Source organism: Plantibacter flavus (assembly GCF_002024505.1).
GTDB lineage: Bacteria > Actinomycetota > Actinomycetes > Actinomycetales > Microbacteriaceae > Plantibacter > Plantibacter flavus_A.
Genome location: NZ_CP019402.1, coordinates 2,161,094 through 2,182,412, shown reverse-complemented (window position 1 = coordinate 2,182,412; position 21,319 = coordinate 2,161,094). Strand labels below are relative to the sequence as shown.

Sequence of the window (21,319 nt, the reverse complement as noted above, 5' to 3'; positions counted from 1 at the left end):
TCGGACTTCGTGGACGGGGTGGATCATGACAGCATCTCCGGATCGTCGAATCGTACTCTGAGTGTAGGCGGGGCTTTCGGCGCCCGCCTGCCGGGGGTCGGCCGTCGACGCTTCGCCGCCTGCGCGACGACGGTCGCCCGCAACTGCTCGGCGACCGCCCTGGCATGGCCGTAGTCGACCCGCAGGATCGCGACGCTGTCGCCCGCCTCGTCGACGGTCGGGCCGAGCACGCGGCTCCGGTATTCGGCGGGCAGCGCGGCGAGAGCGGCATCGACGGCGTCGCGGGTGCCGGTGAGGGTCGCGCTCCGGACCGCGGGAGGGAACCCGAGCTCTCGGCGCTCGGCGAGCTCCTCGCTCGCGAACCGCGGTTGCTGCCAGAGGGCGAAGGCGTTCGCCACGGGGGCCTCGACGCCGATCAGCAGCACCGGCGCGCGTGGAGCGGCCAGGGCTGCGGCGTTCGACCACCACCGTAGGCAGTCCTCGGCGACACGGAGCGACTCCCGCGCCAGCATGCGGTCGGCGTCGACCAGGAGGACGGCGGCATAGCCGCCCGCAGCGACGGGCTCCGCGCCTCGGGTCGCGATCACCAGCGCCGGCTCCGGGCCGACCTCGAACTTGGGGGCGTCGCCGTCCGACACCACGACCCGGTACCGGGGGAACGCCCGGCCCAGTTCCTCGGCGGTCCGGCCGGTGCCGGCGGCCGTGACACGGAACGCGGTGTCGTGACAGGTCTCGCACGACCACCCAGCCGCGAGGTGACCGCACCACCGGCAGGAGGGCTGCGAACGGGCTGTGACGAGTTGGAGTGGACCGTGGCACACCGAGCAGTGGGCCCTCGTCCCGCACCGGCGACAGGCGAGGTGCGGCGCGTACCCCGGCCGCGCGACCTGGACCAGCACGGGTCCGTGATGCAGTGCCTCGTCGACCGCGCGCCAGGCGCTCGACGGGATCCTCGCCTGGCTCGTCATGGCGTCGTCGCCACTCGCCCGGGACACGACGACTCTCGGTCGTATCGGCGGGGTCGGTGCGACCTCGCGCAGCCAGCCGAGTTCGACGAGTCGCTGCGTCTCGGTACTGCGTGAGTGCGCGGCGAAGACGAGGGCGGAGCCGCTCATCTCCTGCCGGGTCAACGCGACGTCGCGCGCATGCACATAGGGGGCGAGCTGCTCCTGGTGGAGGGGGTCGCCGTCGTCCCAGAGGGCGATGAGTCCGAGGTCGTGCGCCGGTGCATAGACGGCCGACCGATTGCCGACGACGATCCGGGGCACCGGATGCAGGCCGTCCAGGTAGGCGCGGTAGCGAGCAGCCGGGGTCTGCTTCGCATCAGCCCTCGCGACCGCGGCACCGACACCGAGGTCGTCGAGCGCCGCCAGGAGGTGTTCGACGTCCCGGTAGTCGGGGACGCACAGGATCGCACTCCTCCCCTCGGACAGCTGGTTCACGGCGAGAGCCGCCAGCGTGAAGGACCAGTCGGGGAGCCACACGCCCGCGCTCGTCGCGGTCAGGGTGGGGATCGCGCTGATCGCGTACCGCTCCCCCGGCGCGAGACGGTCGAGGGTGCCGGGGGCGTACCCCGGGACGGTGCGCCGCTCGACCGACGGAGGTTCCGGCGGGGTCGCGGCGGTCCAGGTCTTCTCGACCCGGACCTGTCGCGGCGGGATGGCGAGACGCAGGACGTCCATGGCGCTGCCGGCGCTGCGGTCCGCGACACGGCGTGCGAGCGTCCACAGGCTCGGGGTCAGGACCGGCACCGACGAGACGACCGAGCTCAAGGGGCTGAGCGCTCCGCCGAACTCGCTCGAGTCGGCGAGGTCGACGATGAACCCGTTCGCCGACCGACCCGCCGAGCGCAGCGGGACCGAGACGCGCGCGCCGAGCACGGCGTCGTCGGCCAGTTCGTCGGGGATGGCGTAGTCGAACAGGTGGTCGAGCTGTGGCAACGGGGAGTCGAGCACCACCCTCGCGACCCTCGCGCCGACCACGGCTACAGCCCGGCTGCTGACCGCAACGCCTCCACTCGGTCGAGACGCTCCCACGTGAAGTCGGGGAGCTCGCGGCCGAAGTGCCCGTACGCCGCCGTGGCGGCGTAGATGGGGCGGATCAGGTCGAGGTCGGCGATGATCGCGGCCGGACGAAGGTCGAAGACGTCGCGGATCGCGCGCGTGATGTCGGCCTCCGGCACATGGGCAGTCCCGAAGGTCTCGACGTAGAGTCCGACCGGCGCGGCCTTGCCGATGGCGTAGGCGACCTGCACCTCGAGACGTTCGGCGAATCCGGCGGCGACCGCGTTCTTCGCCACCCAGCGCATGGCGTACGCGGCCGAGCGGTCCACCTTCGACGGGTCCTTCCCGCTGAAGGCCCCACCGCCGTGTCGAGCCGCTCCGCCGTAGGTGTCGATGATGATCTTGCGTCCGGTGAGCCCGGCGTCGCCCATCGGGCCACCGACGACGAAGATGCCGGTCGGGTTGATCAGGTGCGTCACGTTCGAGCTGTCGAGCTCGACCGTCGCGAGGACCGGTTCGATGACGTGACGCTGGACGTCGCGGCGCAGCTGCTCCGTGGAGACACCCGGATTGTGCTGCGTGGAGACCACGACCGTCTCCACGGTCTTCGGGAGGAAGCCGTCGTACCCGATGGTGACCTGGGTCTTGCCGTCCGGGCGCAGGTAGTCGAGCTGGCCGGACTTGCGTACCTCGGCGAGTCGCTCTGCGAGACGGTGCGCGATCCAGCTGGGCAGCGGCATGTACTGCGGCGTCTCGGTGGTCGCGAATCCGAACATGATGCCCTGGTCGCCGGCGCCCTGGAGGTCGTAGGCGTCGACGCTGGACTGCTCGCGGGACTCGAAGGCGTGGTCGACTCCGGCGGCGATGTCGGCGGACTGCGAGCCGATCGACACGCTCACGCCGCAGGAGTCGCCGTCGAATCCGATGTCGGACGAGGTGTAGCCGATGGACCGGATGCGCTCGCGGACGATCGTCGGGATGTCGACGTAGCCGCTCGTGGAGACCTCACCGGCGACATGGACGAGCCCGGTGGTGACGAGCGTCTCGACGGCGACTCGACTGCGCGGATCCACCTCGAGGAGCGCGTCGAGGATGCTGTCCGAGATCTGGTCGCAGATCTTGTCGGGATGCCCCTCGGTCACGGATTCGGAGGTGAACAGGCGCAGCTCGGTCATGCGGTCTCCCGTCGGAAGTGGTGATGCGATGGTGGAGGGATCGGCCGTCGTGGTGTTCCGGGGCCCGACCGTTGATCACTCTAGTCGAGGCCTCGGACACGTCGTCCGCCTGTGACGCAGGGCGTCGCGGTGGTGGGAACGGGCCCGACATGACGAATCCGCCGGTCGTCTGGCGCCCGGCGGATTCGTCGTGGTGAAGCGTTATTCGGCGATCGGCTTGATCTGGAGCTTGTCCTCGTTGATCTCGTGCATCGCGATCGAGAGCGGCTTGTCCTCGACGGACGAGTCGACCAGCGGCCCGACGTTGTCGAACAGGCTGCCCTCGTGGAGGTCGGCGTAGTAGTCGTTGATCTGGCGCGCGCGCTTGGACGCGAAGATCACGAGTGCGTACTTGGACTCGACCTTGGTGAGCAGGGAGTCGATGGGCGGGTCGATGATGCCCTTGAGCTTGTCAGCCATGCAGGTTCACACTCCTCGTGTGGTTGTGTTCGGGGAAGATCGGATCGATGCGGGGTGCGCGTCGGACGTCAATCCCCGTGAATCTTCATCAAGTCTACGACCTCTTGGGCCGCGCGGGCCACGTCGTCGTTGACGACACGGTGGTCGAACTCGTCCGCGGCGGCCAGTTCGACCTTCGCAGTACGCAGTCGGCGCTCCCGTTCCTCCTCGTCCTCGGTGCCCCGTCCGACGAGTCGACGGACCAGTTCGTCCCAGCTCGGCGGCAGCAGGAACACCAGGGTCGCCTCCGGCATCGCCTCCCGGACCTGCCTGGCGCCCTGGATGTCGATCTCGAGCAGCGCGCTGTCGCCGGCTGCGAGCGCACGTTCGATCGGCTCGCGTGGCGTGCCGTAGCGGTACGCGTTGTGGACCGTGGCGTGCTCGAGCAGGCGGTCGCCCTCGATGAGGCCGTCGAACTCGTCGTCGGTCACGAAGTAATAGTTCACCTCGTGCTGCTCCCCAGGCCGCGGCTTGCGCGTCGTGGCCGAGACGGAGAGGTGCACCTCCGGGTAGTGGTCGCGGATGTACGCGGCGACCGTCCCCTTGCCGACGGCCGTCGGACCGGCGAGCACGACGAGTCGGCTGCGCGCCGTGCCCGGGTAGCGCTCTGCGATGAAGGCGCGGAGGCGATCCCGCTGCAGTCGACCGAGACCGCCGAGGCGCTTGACCGAGGAGATACCGAGCGATTCGAGGATCCGCCCGAGTTTGGTGACGCCGACACTCGGGATGCTGAGGAGGTATTCGGTGATGCGGATGCCGCCCTCGATGCCGTCCGGATCGGCGGTCGCGGCGTCGAGCACCTCCAACGGGGTGCGGGCGCCGGAGGCGATGGAGGCCTTGACGGTCGCGCGGGCGCGACGTTTGCGAACGGCCTCACGTGACGCGGCGGCCCGGTCGACCTCCGGCATGTTCCTGCTGGGCTGGTCCTGCTCCTGGTCAACCACGGGCGCTCCTCACGGCTGCGACGGAACGTTCGACGGCGTCCGCGATCCCCGAGGGTCCGGCGGCGAGGATGCTCCGGGACTCGGCGACGATGACGCCCGGCGCGAGGTCGCCGTAGATGGATCCGAGGTCGGCGACCGCGGCTCCCTGGTGGCCGAAACCGGGTGCCAGGATCGGGAGCGTGGTCGTCGGCGGTACCGCCGTCAGGCCGAACTCCTCGAGACGGAGCGTGGCACCGATGACCGCACCGATCGAACCGGTCGACCCGGGGTGGTGCCGTGCGTTCCAGTGGTCGATCTCGTCGAGCATCGACGCCGCGACGGTGAGGCCGGCGCTGTCCTCGGCGAGCTGGACGTCGCGACCCTCCGGGTTCGAGGTCGCCGTCAGCACGAACACGCCCTTGCCGTGCTGCTCGGCGAGCTCGAGTGCCGGGTGCAGTGAGCCGAAGCCGAGATAGGGGTTCACGGTGAGGGCGTCGACCTCCAGCGGTGAACCGGGGGTCAGCCACGCCTCGGCATAGCCCTCCATGCTCGTCCCGATCTCGCCGCGCTTGGCGTCGCCGATCACGAGGAGCCCGGCGTCGCGTGCCGCTCCGAGGACCCCTTCGAGGGCGATGTACCCGGCCGACCCGAACCGTTCGAAGAACGCCACCTGCGGCTTGACGATACCGGCGCGTCCGGCTGCGGCTTCGACGACGGCGAGGCCGAAGGCCCCCGCGCCGGCGGCGGTGTCGGGCAGTCCCCACGCCTCGAGCAGGAAGCGGTGCGGATCGATGCCGACGCAGAGTCGGCCCGACCGGACGAAGACCTCGTCCAGTCGGGTTCCGAAGGAAGCCGTCACGAGCGCGCAGCCCGATCGAGTGCGTACTCCTGGAGGGAGCGGACCTCGAAGCCACCGCCGAGCGCCTCGAAGGAGCCGACCGCGGCGGTGAGCTGCGCGATCGTCGTGAAGAGCGGCTTGTCGGCCGCGACGGCGGCCGCGCGGATCTCGTAGCCGTCCGCGCGAGCCGACCGGCCACTCGGGGTGTTGATGACCATGTCGACCTCGTCGCGGTTGATCAGGTCGACGATCGAGTCGTCCTCGCCCGCAGCCGTGGTCTCGCTGTACTTGCGCACCGTCCGGGCACTGATGCCGTTCCGGTTCAGCACTTCGGCCGTGCCGTCGGTCGCGAGGATGTCGAACCCGAGCTGCTGGAGGCGCAGCACCGGCAGGATGATCGAGCGCTTGTCGCGGTCGGAGACCGAGACGAACACCGTTCCGCTCGATGGCAGGCCGCCGTAGGCCGCCTCCTGGCTCTTCGCGAACGCGCGCGGGAAGTCCTTGTCGATGCCCATCACCTCGCCGGTGGAGCGCATCTCAGGGCCGAGCACGCTGTCGACGATCTGGCCGTCCTTCGTGCGGAAGCGCTTGAAGGGCAGCACGGCCTCCTTGACCGACACCGGGGAGTCGATCGGGACGCGGGATCCGTCGACCGGGGGCAGGAGCCCCGAGTCCTTGAGCTCGGATACCGTCGCGCCGGTCATGATGAGCGAAGCGGCCTTGGCCAGCGGGATGCCGAGCGCCTTCGACACGAACGGCACCGTGCGGGACGCACGCGGGTTCGCCTCGATGACGTAGAGGATGCCGGCGCCGATCGCGAACTGGACGTTCAGGAGACCACGCACGCCGATCCCCTGGGCGATCGCGAGCGTCGCGTTCCGCACGCGGTCGATCTCGGCGCGACCGAGCGAGACGGGCGGCAGGGTGCAGCTCGAGTCGCCCGAGTGGATACCGGCCTCCTCGATGTGCTCCATGACGCCGCCGATGTAGAGCTCCTCGCCGTCGAACAGGGCGTCGACGTCGATCTCGATCGCGTCGTCGAGGAAGTGGTCGACGAGCAGCGGCTGGGCCGGGCCCACGATGCCCTGGTCCTCGATGCGCACGAAGTAGTCCGTGAGCGATGCGCTGTCGTAGATGATCTCCATGCCGCGTCCGCCGAGCACGAAGCTCGGGCGGACGAGGACCGGGTAGCCGATCTCCTCGGCGACACGCAGCGCACCCTCGATCTCCACCGCGGTGCCGTTCTTCGGTGCGACGAGGCCGGCGGCGTCCAGGATCTCCTGGAACTGGCCGCGCTCCTCGGCGAGGTCGATGGCGGTCGGCGTGGTGCCGAGGATCGGGACGCCTGCGGCCTCGAGACCCTTCGCGAGCCCGAGCGCCGTCTGGCCGCCGAGCTGGACGACGACACCGACGAGTTCGCCCGACTCGCTCTCGGCGTGGATGACCTCGAGGACGTCCTCGAGCGTGAGCGGCTCGAAGTAGAGCCGGTCGCTCGTGTCGTAGTCCGTCGAGACGGTCTCCGGGTTGCAGTTGATCATGATCGTCTCGAAACCGGCGGCCTGCAGCGCGAAGGACGCGTGCACGCAGGAGTAGTCGAACTCGATGCCCTGACCGATGCGGTTCGGGCCGGACCCGAGGATGACCACCTTGCGGCGGTCGCTCGCGACCACCTCGGTCTCCGTGTCGTAGCTCGAGTAGTGGTACGGGGTGAGGGCCGGGAACTCGCCGGCGCACGTGTCGACCGTCTTGTAGACCGGGCGGACACCCAGGATGTGGCGGACCTCACGCACCTCCTGCTCGCCGAACCCGCGCAGCTGACCGATCTGCGCGTCCGAGAAGCCGTGGTTCTTCGCGGTCCGGAGCACCTCGGTGTCGAGGCGGTCCGCCGCGGCGATCCAGTCGGCGACGTCGTTGATGAGGACGATCTGGTCGATGAACCACGGGTCGATCTTGGTGGCCTCGAAGACCTGCTCGGCGGTGGCACCCTTGCGGAGCGCCTGCTGCACGACGACGATGCGGCCGTCGGTCGGGGTCTTCATGACCTCGAGCAGCTCTTCGACGCTGCGGGACTCATCGCTCCAGTGGAAGCTGGAACCGCGCTTCTCGAGCGACCGCAGCGCCTTCTGCAGGGCGGTGGCGTAGTTGCGTCCGATCGCCATCGCCTCACCCACCGACTTCATGGTGGTCGTGAGCGTCGGGTCGGCGGCGGGGAACTTCTCGAACGCGAAGCGCGGGACCTTCACGACGACGTAGTCGAGCGTGGGCTCGAAGCTCGCGGGCGTGACCTTCGTGATGTCGTTCGGGATCTCGTCGAGTCGGTACCCGATGGCCAGCTTCGCCGCGATCTTCGCGATCGGGAAGCCGGTCGCCTTCGAGGCGAGGGCACTCGAGCGAGAGACGCGCGGGTTCATCTCGATGACGATGATGCGGCCGTCGGCCGGGTCGACCGCGAACTGGATGTTGCAGCCGCCGGTGTCGACGCCGACCGCGCGGATGATGTCGATGCCGATGTCGCGGAGCTTCTGGTACTCGCGGTCCGTCAGCGTCAGGGCGGGAGCCACCGTGATGGAGTCGCCGGTGTGCACGCCGACCGGGTCGACGTTCTCGATCGAGCAGACGACGACGGTGTTGTCGGCCGTGTCGCGCATGAGCTCGAGCTCGTACTCCTTCCAGCCGAGGATCGACTCCTCGAGGAGCACCTCGGTGGTCGGGCTCTGGTGGAGGCCGTCACCGACGATCCGGCGCAGTTCCGCCTCGGTGTACGCGAAGCCTGAGCCGAGACCGCCCATGGTGAACGAGGGGCGGACGACCAGCGGGTAGCCGAGGTCCTCGGCGTAGCCGACGGCCTCCTCGACCGTGTGGGCGATGTACGAGCGGGCCACGTCCGCGCCCGCGTCGAGCACGAGCTGCTTGAAGATCTGGCGGTCCTCGCCCTTGTTGATCGCCTCGAAGTTCGCGCCGATGAGCTCGACGTCGTACTTCTCGAGGATGCCGTGCTCGTGCAGCTGGATCGCGGCGTTCAACGCCGTCTGGCCGCCGAGGGTCGGCAGGATCGCGTCGGGCTTCTCCTTCGCGATGATCGTCTCGATGACCTGCCAGGTGATCGGCTCCACGTAGGTCGCGTCGGCGAAGTCGGGGTCGGTCATGATGGTCGCCGGGTTCGAGTTGACGAGGATGACGCGGACGCCCTCCTCGCGCAGCACGCGGCATGCCTGGGTGCCCGAGTAGTCGAACTCGGCGGCCTGCCCGATGACGATCGGCCCGGAGCCGATGACGAGGACGCTGTTGATGTCGTCGCGCTTGGGCACTAGTTGTTCTCCTTGGTGCTGGAAGTGGTGGCGTGGCCGGTCACGAGGTCGCGGAACCGGTCGAACAGGTAGACCGCGTCGTGCGGACCCGAGGCGGATTCGGGGTGGTACTGGACCGAGAACGCGGGGATGTCGACGCAGTTGATGCCCTCGACGACCTCGTCGTTCAGGCTGTAGTGGCTGACCTCCGCGAGGCCGAACCCGGCGGGCGTCTCGTGGCGGCCCTCGATCGGCAGGTCGACCGCGAAGCCGTGGTTCTGCGAGGTGATCTCCACCCGACCGGTCGCCTTGTCGAGGACCGGCTGGTTGATCCCGCGGTGGCCGAACGGCAGCTTGTAGGTCTCGAAGCCGAGCGCGCGGCCGAGCAGCTGGTTGCCGAAGCAGATGCCGAAGTACGGGACGCCCGCGCGGAGCACGTCCTGCAGGAGGGCGACGTGCGCGTCGCTCGCAGCCGGGTCGCCGGGTCCGTTGGAGAAGAACAGGGCGGACGGTTCGAGCGCGAGGACTTCGGCCGAGGTCACCGACTGCGGCAGCACCACGACGTCGAAGCCGCGAGCGGCGAGGTGGTTGAGCGTCGACGTCTTGACGCCGAGGTCGAGGACCGCGACGGAACCGACGCGTTCCCCCACCGCCGGCACGGTGTACTGCTCGGTCGTGGAGACCTGGCTCGACAGGTTCAGACCGGCCATCTGCGCGCCGGCGCGGACGAGACTGAGCTGTTCGGCGCCGGACAATTCGAAGTCCTCACCGGAGAACACGCCGCCGCGCATGGAACCGGCGGAACGGATGTGCCTCGTCACCGCGCGGGTGTCGATGCCGCTGATGCCCACGACGCCGTCCTGGACGAGTTCGTCGTCGAGCGAGCGGTCCGCTCGGAAGTTGGAGACGACGCGCGACGCGTCGCGCACCACGTATCCGGCGACCCAGACACGGGCGGACTCCATGTCCTCGCGGTTGACGCCGGTGTTGCCGATGTGGGGCGCGGTCATCAGGACGATCTGTCCGGCGTAGGACGGGTCGGTCAGCGTCTCCTGGTAGCCGGTCATGCCGGTGGCGAAGACGACCTCGCCGAGCGTGCGGCCGGTCGCGCCGTAGGCGTGCCCGACGTAGCGGTTGCCGTCCTCGAGGACGAGTACCGCTGGACTGGGTGGGGTGAAGGAGGTCATGGTCAAGCCCTCTCGTGAGGCGGTGGGGTGGAGTCGTCGGCCGAGGTGACGTCGGCGACGGTGTCTGAGGTGGCGGTCGGCCGGAGTCCGGCGTCCGCGGCGGGGATGATGCTCGTGACGATGTCGATGATGCGGGCGCGGTCCGCCTGCTCGAGGACGCGGAAAGTGCTGTCCGCGATCACCGGCGGGACGGGACGCCAGCTCAGGCGGATGAGCCCGCCCGGCTCGACGACCCGGTCGATCGTGAGGTTGGTCTGGTCGACGCCGACGATGCTCGTCGCCGGGATGAACGTCGGCCGCTCCCCCGGGACGTCGACGACGACTCCGGCGGCTCCCAGTTCGAGCGTGACGCGGGATCGGTAGCGTAGTCCCTGCAACGCCAGCCGTTCGAGCGGCTGGTCGTGCTTCGACGTCGCGACGTAGAGGACCTCGACCGTCAGTGACGGGACCGGCCGCGGGTCGGGGAGCTCTGCGAGGGGACCGACCTGGGCGTCGCGCGCGACGCGGCGTCGCCAGGCGAAGGCCATGAGGGCGAGGATGCCGAGGAGGACGAGGACGACGAGGACGGCCGCGAGGATCCGCCCGTCCATCAGCGCTCGACCTCCGCGGATCGCGCGGCGCGGCGTGCTGCGGCCGCGACCTGCTCCGTCGGGAGCACGGCGCCCTCCAGGACGGTCGCGTAGCCACGGTGGAAGGTGGCGACGACGCGGCCGGGCAGCTCCAGGCCGAGGTAGGGCGAGTTCACGCCCTTGCCGGCAAGGTCGGCCGTGCCGAACGGACGGGTGGCGGCGGTGTCGTAGAGCACGACCTCCGCCGGAGCTCCGGCCTCGATCGAAGCCCCATGCCCGGTGATCCGTCCGATCCTCGCCGGCGTCGCCGAGAGCACCCGGGCGACGTCGTTCCAGTCCAGGAGCCCGGTCGCGACCATCGACGCATGCACGACGGAGAGGGCGGACTCGAGGCCCACCATGCCGTTCGCGGCGGCGTCCCACTCGCAGTCCTTGGCCTCGACCGGGTGCGGTGCGTGGTCCGTCGCGACGATGTCGATCGTGCCGTCCGCGAGTGCCTCGCGCAGCGCCTGGACGTCCTCCGCCCGTCGCAGGGGCGGGTTCACCTTGTACCGGGCGTCGTAGCTCGCCACCAGCTCCTCCGTGAGCAGCAGGTGGTGCGGCGTGACCTCGGCCGTGACGTGGATGCCTCGGGCCTTCGCCCAGCGGATGACGTCGACGGACCCTGCCGTCGAGACGTGGCAGATGTGGAGGCGGGAACCCACATGCTCGGCGAGGAGGACGTCGCGGGCGATGATCGACTCCTCGGCGACCGCCGGCCACCCGGTGAGCCCGAGTTCGCCGGAGAGGGCGCCCTCGTTCATCTGCGCACCGACGGTGAGCCGGGGTTCCTGCGCGTGCTGGGCGATCACGCCGTCGAAGGCCTTCACGTACTCCAGCGCGCGGCGCATGAGCAGCGGGTCGGACACGCAGAGACCGTCGTCCGAGAAGACCCGGACCTCGGCACGTGAGGAGGCCATGGCGCCGAGTTCGGCGAGCCGCTCTCCGGCGAGGCCGACCGTCACGGCACCGATCGGCTGCACCGTCGCGTACCCGGCGCGTTCACCGAGCGACTGTTCCTGCTCGACGACCCCGGCCGTGTCGGCCACCGGCGAGGTGTTGGCCATCGCGAACACCGCGGTGAAGCCGCCGGCGGCTGCGGCACGCGTACCGGTGAGCACCGTCTCGCTCTGCTCGAACCCGGGTTCCCGGAGATGCGTGTGGAGGTCGACGAGCCCGGGGAGAGCGAGGAGGCCGTCCGCGTCGACGACGGTCGCGCCGACGGCGCTCAGCCCGGAGCCGCGTTCCGCGATCCGTCCGTCGCGTAGAAGGAGGTCGGTGCGTGTCCCGTCGGCGAGCGTCGCTCCGGTGATCAGGGTGACGTCGTGGTTCGAAGTGGGCTCAGACACGGGTGGATTCCTCTCGATCGCCGGACAGCAGCAGGTACAACGCGGCCATCCGGACCGACACCCCGTTGGCGACCTGTTCGAGGACGGTCGACCGGGGTGAGTCGGCTGCCCCGGACGAGATCTCCAGACCGCGGTTCATCGGCCCGGGGTGCATGACAATGCTAGCCGGATCGAGGCGGGCGAGCCGCTCGTCGTCGAGCCCCCAGCGCCTGGAATACTCCCGGCTGTTCGGGAAAAAGGCGGCGTGCATGCGTTCGGACTGGATCCGGAGCATCATCAGCACGTCGGGACGCTGGGCGATCGCGTCGTCCAGGTCGTAGCGGACGGTGGCCGGCCAGGGGCCGAGGTCCACCGGAAGCAGTGTCGGCGGGGCGACGAGGGTGACCTCGGCGCCGAGCGTGTCGAGCAGCCAGACGTTCGAGCGGGCGACCCGGGAATGCAGGATGTCTCCGACGATCGTCACCGCCACCCCGTCGAGCGCGCGACCGCGGGAACGCTCGCCGTGGAGGCGCTTGCGCATCGTGAACGCGTCCAGGAGGGCCTGCGTCGGGTGCTCGTGCGTCCCGTCCCCCGCGTTCAGGATGCCGGCGTCGATCCACCCGCTGTCGGCGAGGGTCTGCGGCGCACCGGAGGCGGAGTGTCGGATCACGACGGCGTCGGCGTGCATCGCGGCGAGGGTCTGTGCGGTGTCCTTGAGGCTCTCGCCCTTCGAGACGCTCGACCCCTTCGCGCTGAAGGTGATGACGTCTGCGGACAGCCGTTTGGCGGCAGCCTCGAACGAGATGCGCGTGCGGGTCGAGTCCTCGAAGAAGAGGTTGACGACCGTCTTCCCACGGAGGGTCGGGAGCTTGCGGACCTCACGGAACTGCGTCTCGGCCATGTCCTCCGCGACGTCGAGGATCTCGATCGCCTCGTCGCGGGTGAGGGTCTTCGTCGACAGCAGGTGCCTCATTCGCCGCTCCCCTCGATCGTCACGGAGTCGTCGCCGTCGAACTCGGTGAGCCGGACGAAGATGCGCTCCGCCTGCGAGGAGGGCAGGTTCTTCCCCACGAAGTCGGGCCGGATCGGGAGCTCGCGGTGCCCGCGGTCGACGAGCGCGGCGAGCCGCACGACGCGCGGGCGGCCCAGGTCGGTCAACGCGTCGAGTGCGGCGCGGATCGTGCGTCCCGAGTACAGGACGTCGTCGACGAGGACGACCGTGCGCCCGTCGATCCCCTGCGGCGGCAGTGTCGTGGGCTGCGGTGCACGGGTCGGGTGCTTCGCCAGGTCGTCGCGGTACATCGTGACGTCGAGTGCACCCGAGACGATGGTCGCGCCCGAGATCGAGGAGATCGTCGCGGCGATCCGCTTCGCGAGGATGACCCCGCGCGTCGGGATGCCGAGGATCACGAGGTCGTCTGCTCCGCGGTTGGACTCGAGGATCTCGTGGGAGATCCGAGTCAACGCCCGCGCGATGTCAGCTTCGTGCAGCACGGTACGTGCGCTCATCGCCGACTCCCTTCTCCGCCTCTCTGGACGGTCTTAAAGGTTGTCTTGGTCAACACCCGAGCCTAGCAGTCGGATCAGGCCTCGTAGAGCTCCAACGGGAGGCCGTCGGGATCGAAGAAGAACAGCATCTTGCGCGAGGTGTGCGGGTCGATCCGGACGTCTTCGACGCGGACACCCAGCTCGACCAGCCGCGCGTGGCCGGCGTCGACGTCGTCGACGGCGAAGGCGAGGTGCCGCAGCCCGAGCGCTTCGGGCCCGGATGCGCGCGCCGGCGGGTCAGGGAAGGAGAACAACTCGATGAGGTACTCACCGTTCAGGGCGAGGTCGCCCATCCAGGAGTCGCGCTCGGCCCGGTACACCTCGGTGAGCAGCTCGCAGCCGAGCACCGAGGTGTAGAAGCGCTTGGAGCGCTCGTAGTCGCTGGCGATGATCGCGATATGGTGCACGCGCTTCAGCGGCAGGGCTGCACCGGTCTCGTCGCTCATCGTCACCGCGGGTTGATCTGCGAGATCTTGCCGAGCAGGCCGTTGATGAAGCCGGCCGAGTCGTCGGTCGACAGGGTCTTGGCCGCCTCAACCGCTTCGTCGATGGCGACGCCGTGCGGCACCTCGTCGTTGAACAGGATCTCCCAGATCGCGATCCGGAGGATGGCCCGGTCGACCGTGGGCATCCGCGCGAGCGTCCAGCCCTGCGCGTACGTCTCGATCTGCTCGTCGATCTCCTCGGCGTGGTCACCGACGCCGTCGACGATCTCTCGCGCATACAACCACGAGGCCTGGCGGTCGGGCTCGCTGACGGCGCGAGACGCTTCCGCGGACAGGACTTCAGCGAGGGTCTGCTGACGGACGTCGGCCTGGTACAGCAGATCGAGGGCGCGCTTGCGCGCCTTGGTGCGAGCGCTCACTCGTTGACGCGACCGAGGTAGTCACCCGTACGGGTGTCGACCTTGACCTTGGTGCCGGTCTCGAGGAAGAGCGGGACCTGGATCTCGTAGCCGGTCTCGACGGTCGCCGGCTTCGTGCCGCCGGTCGAGCGGTCGCCCTGGAGCCCGGGTTCCGTGTAGGTGACCTCGAGGATGACCGACGCGGGGAGCTCGACGTAGAGCGGGTTGCCGTTGTTGAGTGCGACCGTGACGTCCTGGTTCTCGAGGAGGAAGTTCTTGGTGTCGCCGACGACGACGGCGGGGATGGTGATCTGGTCGTAGTCGCTCTTGTCCATGAAGACGAAGGAGTCGCCGTCCGCGTACAGGTAGGTGAAGTCGCGGCGGTCGACGTTCTCGACGTCGATCTTCGTGCCGGCGTTGTACGTCTTGTCGACGACCTTGCCGGTCATGATGTTCTTCATCTTGGTGCGGACGAACGCGCCACCCTTGCCCGGCTTGACGTGCTGGAACTCGATCACCGTCCAGAGCTGCCCGTCGATGTTCAGGACGATGCCGTTCTTGATGTCAGCGGTAGAAGCCATGCGCGAGAATGTCCGTTCGTGGAAAGTGTGCGGCCGGATACGACCCAACGAACGAGTGTAACCGCTGCGAGGACCCGTGACCAATGCACCCGTGGTGGACCAGGGCGCCGCGCACGTCACTCGGCGCTGCGGCGCACCACGAGGTCGAGGGCGAGGCGGTACGAGTCGAAGCCGAAACCGGCGATCACGCCGGTCGCGACACCGGAGATCACGCTCGTGTGACGGAAGGCCTCGCGGGCGTGCGGATTCGAGAGGTGCACCTCGACGAGCAGGAGGCCAGCCTTCGTGACCATGGCCGCCGCGTCACGGAGCCCGTAGCTGTAGTGGGTGAACGCCGCGGGGTTGAGGATCACGGACGTGCCGGAGTCGACGGCCTCGTGGAGCCAGCCGATCAGCTCGCCTTCGTCGTCCGTCTGGCGCAGGTCGATCCGCGTCCCGTCGCCCGCGTCGGCCTCGAGCACGGTGCGCAGCGCAACGAGGTCGGCCGAGCCGTAGACGTCGGGTTCACGGCTGCCGAGGCGCCCGAGGTTCGGTCCGTTGAGGACGAGTACGGTGGTCATGAGTCGAGGGTATCCGTTCGGGACGAGCGCTCGCGGAGCGCACCGGCGTCGGTCAGGAGCCGATCTCCTGGTAGGCGGCGAAGAGCAGCGAGGTCTCGGGCCCTTGGAGGACGGTCGGCTTGGCGAGGTCGTCGAGCACGATGAACCGCAACATCGAACCGCGCGTCTTCTTGTCGCGCTGCATCGTCGCGAGCAGCGTGTTCCAGCGGCCCACCGGATAGGCGATCGGCAGGCTGAGGAGCTCCAGGACGCGACGGTGGCGGTCGACGACCTCGTCCGACAGCCGGCCGGCGAGGCGGGAGAGCTCGGCGACGTACATCATGCCGATCGCCACCGCGGCACCGTGTCGCCACTGATACCGCTCGGCGTGCTCGATGGCGTGCCCGAGCGTGTGCCCGTAGTTGAGGATCTCGCGGAGGCCCTGCTCGGTGAAGTCCTCGCTGACGACGTCGGCCTTCATCCGGATCGCGAGCTCGATGCAGCGGCGGAAGGCGGGTGTCTCGGGGTCGGTCGCGGCGTCGACGTCGGCCTCGATGAGATCGAGGATCTCCGGGTAGCGGATGAACCCGGCCTTGGCCACCTCGGCGAACCCGGCGAGGATCTCGTTCTTCGGGAGGGTGTCGAGCGTGTCGAGATCGCAGACGACGGCTGCCGGGGCGTAGAAGGCGCCGACGAGGTTCTTGCCTTCCGCGGTGTTGATGCCCGTCTTGCCGCCCACGGCCGCGTCGACCATGCCGAGGACCGTCGTGGGGACCTGCACGAGTCGGACGCCGCGCAGCCAGGTGGCGGCGACGAAGCCTGCAAGGTCGGTGACGGCGCCACCGCCGAACCCGATGACCGCGTCGGAGCGCGTGAAGTCTGCCTGCCCGAGGACTCCCCAGCAGAACGCGGCGACCTCGACCCGTTTCCCGGCCTCGGCGTCCGGCACCTCGGCGAGCAGCACCTGGTACCGGTCGCTCAGGGTCTCGCGCAGTTTGGCCGCCTTCTCGCCCAGCGTCGCCGGGTGGACGATGAGGACCCGCTGCACGCCGGTCCCGAGGGCGTCGACGAGCACGTCCTCCAGCCCTCTCCCGATCGTGATGGGGTACGGGGAGGATCCCGTCACCTCGATGACGGTCCGCTCGGTCGGGGTGGTCGGTTCGGTGCTCATGCAGGCTCCTTCACCCAGGCGACGAGCTCGTCGACGATGCCTGAGATGGGTCGGTGCGAGGTGTCGAAGGTGACATCCGCGAGTCGTTCGTACACGGGACGCCGGGCGGCGGCGATGCGCGACCACGCGCCGGGGTCGTCACGGAGGAGTGGACGCTTGTCGAGGTTGGCTCGTGCCAGCACGGCCTCTTCGGTCACCGTCAACAGCACGACGCGTGCATCGGCGAGCTGACGCTGCGTGTCCTCGTCGAGCACCGCTCCCCCGCCGAGCGACACGATCGCCGGCTGCTCGAGTGCGGCGGCGACCGCCGCCCGCTCCAGGGCGCGGAAGTGCGCCTCGCCGTGTCGCTCGAAGATGCGCGCGATCGCTCCGTGCTCGCCGGAGACGACGTTGTCGGTGTCGACGAACGGCAGGCCCAGGCGCTTCGCCAGCTGCTTGCCGACGCGGCTCTTCCCCGACCCCATCGGTCCGATGAGGACGACGGGGAGTCGGAGATCGGCGGCCTGCTCAGGCATCGGCGCTGGAGGCGTGGTCGCCTCGCGTGCGCAGGTTCGACGGGATCGCTGCCAGGTATCCGTCGAGGTTGCGCTTCGTCTCGGGGACGGAGTCGCCACCGAACTTCTCCAGCACCGCTTCGGCGAGGACCAGGGCCACCATCGCCTCGGCCACGACACCGGAGGCCGGGACCGCGCAGACGTCCGAGCGCTGGTGGTGCGCGGTGGCGGCCTCGCTCGTCGCGACGTCGACCGTGCGGAGCGAGTGCGGGACGGTCGCGATCGGCTTCATGCCGGCGCGCACGCGGAGGACGGTACCGGTGGTCATGCCACCCTCGGTGCCGCCGGCGCGATCGCTCTGTCGGGCGATGCCGTCGCTCTCCTGGACGAGCTCGTCGTGGGCCGCGGAGCCGCGACGCGTCGTCGTGAGGAAGCCGTCGCCGACCTCCACACCCTTGATGGCCTGGATGCCCATGAGCGCTGCCGCGAGGCGTGCGTCGAGTCGGCGGTCCCAGTGGACGTAGGAGCCGAGTCCCGGTGGGAGTCCGTAGGCCAGGACCTCGACGATGCCGCCGAGGGTGTCACCGTCCTTCTTGGCCGCGTCGACCTCGGCGACCATGCGCTCCGAGGTCGCCTTGTCGAAGCAGCGCAGCGGATCGGCGTCGAGCGCGTCGACGTCGGCCGGGACCGGCAGCGGGCTGTCTTCGGGAACGCGCACCGGGCCGATCGACAGCGTGTGGCTGACGAGGGTGATGCCCAGCTCGCCGAGGAAGGAGCGCGCGACGGCGCCGAGGGCGACGCGCGCAGCGGTCTCGCGTGCGCTGGCGCGTTCGAGCACGGGACGCGCCTCGTCGAAGCCGTACTTCTGCATGCCCGTCAGGTCGGCGTGGCCGGGACGCGGACGGGTGAGCGCGGCGCTGCGGCCACGCGACTTGTCGGAGATCTCGGTCGGCTCGGGGCTCATGACCTCGGCCCACTTCGGCCACTCGGTGTTGCCGATGCGGATCGCGATCGGGCTGCCCATGGAGAAGCCGTGGCGGACGCCGCCGGACAGGTTGAGCTCGTCCTCCTCGAACTTCATTCGGGATCCTCGGCCGTAGCCGAGCTTCCGTCGGGCGAGGTCGGCGCGGACGCCGTCCATGGAGATGGGGACGCCGGACGGGAGTCCCTCGAGGACGGCGATGAGTTCCGGGCCGTGAGACTCTCCGGCAGTGAGCCAACGAAGCATGGTCCTATCCTTCCATAGAGCCGGGACGCGACCGTGCGCCTTCGGTCGACGGCCCGGCGGGTGTGCAGATGGGCGACGGATGCGTCCGGAGCGGTCAGTGCGAGGCGACCGGCGCCCCGGTGTGATCGAGGTGGACCGTTCCGAGCATCGCCCCGAGCACCGTCGTCTCGTCGTCGAGCGGCAGGAGCGGATCGCCGAGGACGAAGATCCGGACCTGGAGCAACGCCTGGTGCACGAGCATCGACAGCCCGCTGAGGACCGACCCGCCGGCCTGCGACCACGCCTCCGCGAGCACACTCGGCCACGGGTCGTACGCGACGTCGAGGAGGAGCGCGCCTGGAGCATGGGACAGGACCGGACCCGGTTCAGTGAGGGCGCCGCCCGGAAGGGTGCTGATCACGAGTGGTGCGTCAGGCGTCTCACCGTCGAACGGCCCTGAGGCGAACCGCAGCCCCAGCCTGCCGGCGAGGTCCTCGAGTGGTCGCGCCTGGGCCGGTCGTCTGAGCGCCACGTGGACGTGCTCGGCACCGAGGTCCGCCGCCGCCATGATCGCCGAGGAAGCCGTCGCTCCCCCGCCCAGGACGATCGCGGACGCGATCGTGTCGACACCGGCCGCCCCGATCGCGCGGACGATGCCGCCGACGTCGGTGTTGAACCCCTCGATCCGACGGGACCCGTCCTCGGCTCGTCGGAGACGCAGCGTGTTGACCGCCCCGGTCTCGGTTGCGGCGCGGTCGGCCACGTCGGCCAGCTCGAGCGCGCGATGCTTCAGTGGCATGGTCAGCGAGAGCCCCCGCCAGTCCGAGCCGAGGCCGTCGAGGAAGGCCGAGAGCTCAGCCGCCTCGAGTTCGTGGCGACCGTAGTCCCAGTCGAGCCCCAGCACCCGGTAAGCGGCCTCATGCAGTGCCGGCGACTTGGAGTGGGCGATGGGCGCGCCGAGCACGGCGAGCCGCGGCTGCCCGTCCTGGCCGTGACCCGGCCCCGTTTCACGCATGTGCGCCACGCTCCCGCTACTGGTACTCGGGGTGCTCGTCCATCCAGGACAGCCACTTGTCGACCGCGGCCTCGTGCTCCTCCTGGGTGGTGGAGAAGATCGTCTCACCGGAATCGAGGTTCCAGGTGACGAAGTAGAGCCAGGGGCCGTCGGCCGGGTGCAGCGCGGCATCGATCGCGAGGTCGCCCGGGTTCGAGATCGGTCGCACGACCATGCCCGGATGGACGTAGGTGTTGTACGGGTTCGAAGCGTCGGCGCGCTCGGCGTCCGTGGTTGACACCCGGTGGGTGTTGCCCGTCCCGTACGCGACCGTCGCGTCGGACTGCAGCAGACCGCTCTCCCACTGGGCCGGGTCCAGCCGGTTGAGGAAGACCCGCGACACCTTGTAGTAGTCGTCGCGGAGGCCCGCCTCCTTCTGGATGAGCGAGGCCAGGACGATGGTCTTCCAGCGATCCTCGGGCTTCACCCCGGCGTCGTCGAGCGCCTGGAACGACCGGTTCACGAGGGTCTGGAGGACCGCGTGCGCATCGCCGCCGTCGGGGAGGCTGTAGGTCGCCGGGAAGAGGAACCCCTCGAGCGAGGTCGCCTCGGCGGGGAGACCGAAGGACGCGACGTCGGCGGCCGCCGCCTGGAGTTCCTCCAGCGGGATGCCGGTGCCCTCCGCGATCGACGGCAGGGCGTCCTGCTCAGCGGTGCCCTCGGGGATGACGAAGGTGTCCTCCATGCGGTTCGCCTCATCGGTCAGGGCTGCAAGGGCGGACTTGGCGCTCATCTTGAGCTTCAGCTTGTAGGCACCAGGGAAGAACTCCGGCTGGGTGGGCTGTGCGAGGAGGAGGTCGTAGAAGGCGTCGAACGACTTCGTGACCCCCGCGTCGTGCAGGCTCGTCGCGATGTCCTCGCCGATGTCGCCCTCGTTGACCATGACGACGGCCTCGCCGCTGCCGGCACCCTCGTAGTCGTTCGGTTCCTCCCAGCCGAGGACCTTGCGGATCTGCGGCTCGTAACTCGTCCACACGACCGCGGCGCACGCGACGAGACCCCCGACGACCACGATGGACACGATGAGCGCGATGAGCCCGCGACGACCACGACGGCGCTTCGGCGGTTCCCCACCGGCCAGCGCACGACGGCGCCCCCGATGGATCGGCTGCGGCCCGCTGTCGTTCGCCGTGTCGTCCTCAGCGAGCAGGTCCTCGAACGCGGGGATGGTCATGGTCCTGGCCCGGGACACCGAGGAGTCGGTGTCGTCCGACTCAGGTGCGCGCGAGGTCGGCGCGCTCAAAGGTGTGGCGCTCGCGGCCGGTTCGCCGACGCTGGAGTGACCGGACGACGCGGCGGTCGAGGGGGCGTCGACGGACGTGGCGTCGACCGATCTGGAGCCGGCCGGGGCCGGTTCGGCCGTGTCGCTCGCCGCGTCTTCATCGACGGGCTCGGGCGGCGTCGAGGCGGCTTCGGCGGCCTCCCGCCGCTGACGTGCCTCGCGTCGGGACAGTGGTACCGGCTGCTCCCCCGCGGCGTTCCGTTCGGACGTGAAGAGGTCGGCGAGCGGATCGTCTGCTGGGTTGTTCTGAGGTGTCAGATTCGACACAGGCACGTCCTGTTCACGGGTCGACGGGGCTTCCGGGGGGTCGCCCCGAACCGCGTTCGGCGTCGAGGGCGTACTGCAAGAGTATGACGGCCGCCACCTGATCGACAATCGAGCGCGTCTGCTTCTGTCGTTTCCCAGCGGAGCGCAAGGCGCCGTGGGCGGTCACCGTCGTCAGCCGCTCGTCGACGAGACGGGCCGGGACACCGGTGATCGACCTGAGCCGGGCGGCGAACTCCCGGGCGTCCTGTGTGGACGCCGTGTCCTTCCCCGACAGGGCGATCGGGAGACCGACGACGAGCTCCACGGCGCCGAGTTCTTCGGCGATGACCGCGATCGCCCGGATGTCGGCGTCGCCGCCCAGGTCCCGTGTGACCGTCTCCACCGGCGTGGCCAACAGGCCGTCGGGATCGCTTCTCGCGACCCCGACCCTGGCCTTCCCGACGTCGATCCCGAGTCGGACACCGCGACGGAACCCGTCCGTCATG

General features: G+C 69.7%; 20 protein-coding genes and 1 pseudogene. All 21 read right to left on the bottom strand.

All coding sequences use genetic code 11. The features are described from left to right. Positions 1-23: 23 nt before the first annotated feature. Entirely contained in the window at positions 24-1,958 is a 1,935-nt protein-coding gene (locus tag BWO91_RS10230) for a primosomal protein N' (protein ID WP_240555449.1), read from the bottom strand. A gap of 26 nt (positions 1,959-1,984) precedes the next feature. After that, positions 1,985-3,178 carry a methionine adenosyltransferase gene (metK, locus tag BWO91_RS10225; RefSeq protein ID WP_064293843.1) on the bottom strand — a complete coding sequence of 398 codons (1,194 nt, stop codon included), beginning with the start codon at positions 3,176-3,178 and terminating at the stop codon, positions 1,985-1,987. Between the two features lie 201 nt (positions 3,179-3,379). Then, positions 3,380-3,637 (bottom strand): DNA-directed RNA polymerase subunit omega, encoded by a 258-nt coding sequence (gene rpoZ, locus BWO91_RS10220; protein WP_056005756.1) that lies wholly within the window; start codon positions 3,635-3,637, stop codon positions 3,380-3,382. Between the two features lie 68 nt (positions 3,638-3,705). After that, the gene (gene gmk / locus BWO91_RS10215) at positions 3,706-4,584 is read right to left on the bottom strand and encodes a guanylate kinase (RefSeq protein ID WP_064293842.1); all 879 of its coding nucleotides are present in this window, start codon (positions 4,582-4,584) and stop codon (positions 3,706-3,708) included. Positions 4,585-4,612: 28 nt separating this feature from the next. Continuing rightward, the gene (pyrF, locus tag BWO91_RS10210; protein ID WP_079002508.1) at positions 4,613-5,458 is read right to left on the bottom strand and encodes an orotidine-5'-phosphate decarboxylase; all 846 of its coding nucleotides are present in this window, start codon (positions 5,456-5,458) and stop codon (positions 4,613-4,615) included. Further along, entirely contained in the window at positions 5,455-8,745 is a 3,291-nt protein-coding gene (gene carB, locus BWO91_RS10205; protein ID WP_079002507.1) for a carbamoyl-phosphate synthase large subunit, read from the bottom strand. The genes pyrF and carB overlap by 4 nt, the downstream gene beginning before the upstream one ends. Continuing rightward, entirely contained in the window at positions 8,745-9,911 is a 1,167-nt protein-coding gene (carA, locus tag BWO91_RS10200) for a glutamine-hydrolyzing carbamoyl-phosphate synthase small subunit (protein WP_079002506.1), read from the bottom strand. The genes carB and carA overlap by 1 nt, the downstream gene beginning before the upstream one ends. Before the next feature lie 2 nt (positions 9,912-9,913). Next, complete coding sequence (locus tag BWO91_RS10195) at positions 9,914-10,501, bottom strand: hypothetical protein (RefSeq protein WP_079002505.1); 588 nt, start codon at positions 10,499-10,501, stop codon at positions 9,914-9,916. After that, entirely contained in the window at positions 10,501-11,868 is a 1,368-nt protein-coding gene (locus BWO91_RS10190) for a dihydroorotase (RefSeq protein ID WP_079002504.1), read from the bottom strand. Before BWO91_RS10190 ends, BWO91_RS10195 begins: the two co-directional genes overlap by 1 nt. Next, positions 11,861-12,820 carry an aspartate carbamoyltransferase catalytic subunit gene (locus tag BWO91_RS10185; protein ID WP_071260160.1) on the bottom strand — a complete coding sequence of 320 codons (960 nt, stop codon included), beginning with the start codon at positions 12,818-12,820 and terminating at the stop codon, positions 11,861-11,863. Before BWO91_RS10185 ends, BWO91_RS10190 begins: the two co-directional genes overlap by 8 nt. Continuing rightward, a pseudogene (pyrR, locus tag BWO91_RS10180) lies at positions 12,817-13,362 on the bottom strand (bifunctional pyr operon transcriptional regulator/uracil phosphoribosyltransferase PyrR); the annotation flags it as partial. The gene BWO91_RS10185 and the pseudogene pyrR, both read right to left, overlap by 4 nt. 68 nt (positions 13,363-13,430) lie before the next feature. Continuing rightward, the gene (locus BWO91_RS10175) at positions 13,431-13,841 is read right to left on the bottom strand and encodes a VOC family protein (protein WP_071260157.1); all 411 of its coding nucleotides are present in this window, start codon (positions 13,839-13,841) and stop codon (positions 13,431-13,433) included. 2 nt (positions 13,842-13,843) lie between these two features. Continuing rightward, positions 13,844-14,260 carry a transcription antitermination factor NusB gene (gene nusB / locus BWO91_RS10170; protein WP_064293834.1) on the bottom strand — a complete coding sequence of 139 codons (417 nt, stop codon included), beginning with the start codon at positions 14,258-14,260 and terminating at the stop codon, positions 13,844-13,846. Further along, positions 14,257-14,820: an elongation factor P gene (efp, locus tag BWO91_RS10165; RefSeq protein ID WP_056005785.1), complete on the bottom strand. Its 564-nt coding sequence runs from the start codon at positions 14,818-14,820 to the stop codon at positions 14,257-14,259. Before efp ends, nusB begins: the two co-directional genes overlap by 4 nt. A 116-nt stretch (positions 14,821-14,936) precedes the next feature. After that, positions 14,937-15,380, bottom strand: a complete 444-nt coding sequence (locus BWO91_RS10160; protein ID WP_079002503.1) for a type II 3-dehydroquinate dehydratase — start codon at positions 15,378-15,380, stop codon at positions 14,937-14,939. A 52-nt stretch (positions 15,381-15,432) separates the two neighbouring features. After that, positions 15,433-16,530 carry a 3-dehydroquinate synthase gene (aroB, locus tag BWO91_RS10155; RefSeq protein ID WP_079002502.1) on the bottom strand — a complete coding sequence of 366 codons (1,098 nt, stop codon included), beginning with the start codon at positions 16,528-16,530 and terminating at the stop codon, positions 15,433-15,435. After that, on the bottom strand, positions 16,527-17,045 hold the full coding sequence (locus BWO91_RS10150) for a shikimate kinase (RefSeq protein ID WP_064293831.1): 519 nt from the start codon (positions 17,043-17,045) through the stop codon (positions 16,527-16,529). The genes aroB and BWO91_RS10150 overlap by 4 nt, the downstream gene beginning before the upstream one ends. Continuing rightward, the gene (aroC, locus tag BWO91_RS10145; protein WP_064293830.1) at positions 17,038-18,252 is read right to left on the bottom strand and encodes a chorismate synthase; all 1,215 of its coding nucleotides are present in this window, start codon (positions 18,250-18,252) and stop codon (positions 17,038-17,040) included. The genes BWO91_RS10150 and aroC overlap by 8 nt, the downstream gene beginning before the upstream one ends. 94 nt (positions 18,253-18,346) lie before the next feature. Further along, a complete protein-coding gene (locus BWO91_RS10140) occupies positions 18,347-19,246 on the bottom strand; it encodes a shikimate dehydrogenase (RefSeq protein WP_079002501.1) in 900 nt (299 codons plus the stop codon). 16 nt (positions 19,247-19,262) lie between these two features. Next, the gene (gene mltG, locus BWO91_RS10135) at positions 19,263-20,834 is read right to left on the bottom strand and encodes an endolytic transglycosylase MltG (protein WP_240555447.1); all 1,572 of its coding nucleotides are present in this window, start codon (positions 20,832-20,834) and stop codon (positions 19,263-19,265) included. 13 nt (positions 20,835-20,847) lie between these two features. Further along, positions 20,848-21,318, bottom strand: coding sequence for a Holliday junction resolvase RuvX (gene ruvX, locus BWO91_RS10130; protein ID WP_079002500.1), 471 nt, complete (start codon positions 21,316-21,318; stop codon positions 20,848-20,850). Between the last annotated feature and the right edge of the window lies 1 nt (position 21,319).

Bases quoted from the DNA above. Each gene is read 5' to 3' on its own strand.
- metK (WP_064293843.1), bottom strand. From the start codon at position 3,178: ATGACCGAGCTGCGCCTGTTCACCTCCGAATCCGTGACCGAGGGGCAT.
- rpoZ (WP_056005756.1), bottom strand. From the start codon at position 3,637: ATGGCTGACAAGCTCAAGGGCATCATCGACCCGCCCATCGACTCCCTG.
- gmk (WP_064293842.1), bottom strand. From the start codon at position 4,584: ATGCCGGAGGTCGACCGGGCCGCCGCGTCACGTGAGGCCGTTCGCAAA.
- carA (WP_079002506.1), bottom strand. From the start codon at position 9,911: ATGACCTCCTTCACCCCACCCAGTCCAGCGGTACTCGTCCTCGAGGAC.
- BWO91_RS10195 (WP_079002505.1), bottom strand. From the start codon at position 10,501: ATGGACGGGCGGATCCTCGCGGCCGTCCTCGTCGTCCTCGTCCTCCTC.
- BWO91_RS10185 (WP_071260160.1), bottom strand. From the start codon at position 12,820: ATGAGGCACCTGCTGTCGACGAAGACCCTCACCCGCGACGAGGCGATC.
- BWO91_RS10175 (WP_071260157.1), bottom strand. From the start codon at position 13,841: ATGAGCGACGAGACCGGTGCAGCCCTGCCGCTGAAGCGCGTGCACCAT.
- efp (WP_056005785.1), bottom strand. From the start codon at position 14,820: ATGGCTTCTACCGCTGACATCAAGAACGGCATCGTCCTGAACATCGAC.
- BWO91_RS10160 (WP_079002503.1), bottom strand. From the start codon at position 15,380: ATGACCACCGTACTCGTCCTCAACGGACCGAACCTCGGGCGCCTCGGC.
- aroB (WP_079002502.1), bottom strand. From the start codon at position 16,530: ATGAGCACCGAACCGACCACCCCGACCGAGCGGACCGTCATCGAGGTG.
- BWO91_RS10150 (WP_064293831.1), bottom strand. From the start codon at position 17,045: ATGCCTGAGCAGGCCGCCGATCTCCGACTCCCCGTCGTCCTCATCGGA.
- aroC (WP_064293830.1), bottom strand. From the start codon at position 18,252: ATGCTTCGTTGGCTCACTGCCGGAGAGTCTCACGGCCCGGAACTCATC.
- BWO91_RS10140 (WP_079002501.1), bottom strand. From the start codon at position 19,246: ATGCGTGAAACGGGGCCGGGTCACGGCCAGGACGGGCAGCCGCGGCTC.
- ruvX (WP_079002500.1), bottom strand. From the start codon at position 21,318: ATGACGGACGGGTTCCGTCGCGGTGTCCGACTCGGGATCGACGTCGGG.